Genomic DNA, 695 nt, shown 5'->3' on the forward strand with positions numbered 1-695 from the left:
GCGGAGGAGCGGGGGATGGATTCGGCGACGGTGTCGGATCATTTCCAGCCGTGGCGGCACAACGGTGGGCACGCGCCGTTCTCGCTGGCGTGGATGACGGCGGTGGGGGAGCGGACGAGTCGGTTGCAGTTGGGGACGTCGGTGTTGACGCCGACGTTCCGGTACAACCCGGCGGTGATCGCGCAGGCGTTCGCGACGATGGGGTGCCTGTACCCGGGGCGGGTGATGCTCGGGGTCGGCACCGGGGAGGCGCTCAACGAGGTCGCCACCGGGTATGCGGGGGAGTGGCCGGAGTTCAAGGAGCGGTTCGCGCGGTTGCGGGAGTCGGTGCGGTTGATGCGGGAGTTGTGGACCGGGGAGCGGGTCGACTTCGAGGGGGAGTACTACCGGACGGTGGGTGCGTCGATCTACGACGTGCCCGAGGGTGGGATTCCGGTGTACATCGCGGCGGGTGGTCCGGTGGTGGCGCGGTATGCGGGTCGGGCGGGGGACGGGTTCATCTGCACCTCGGGCAAGGGGATGGATCTGTACACGGAGAAGTTGATGCCTGCCGTCGCCGAGGGTGCGGGGAAGGCGGGGCGTGAGGTGGCCGGGATCGACAGGATGATCGAGATCAAGATCTCCTACGACACCGATCCGGAGTTGGCGTTGGAGAACACGCGGTTCTGGGCGCCGTTGTCGCTGACGCCGGAGCA

The 695-nt window shown here is 68.2% G+C and carries 1 protein-coding gene; it reads left to right on the plus strand.

The genetic code is table 11. The features are described from left to right. On the plus strand, nucleotides 1-695 hold a 695-nt coding region (gene fgd / locus ABD951_RS28575; protein ID WP_345353667.1), incomplete at both ends, for a glucose-6-phosphate dehydrogenase (coenzyme-F420).

Source organism: Rhodococcus olei, assembly GCF_039540555.1.
GTDB lineage: Bacteria > Actinomycetota > Actinomycetes > Mycobacteriales > Mycobacteriaceae > Rhodococcus_G > Rhodococcus_G olei.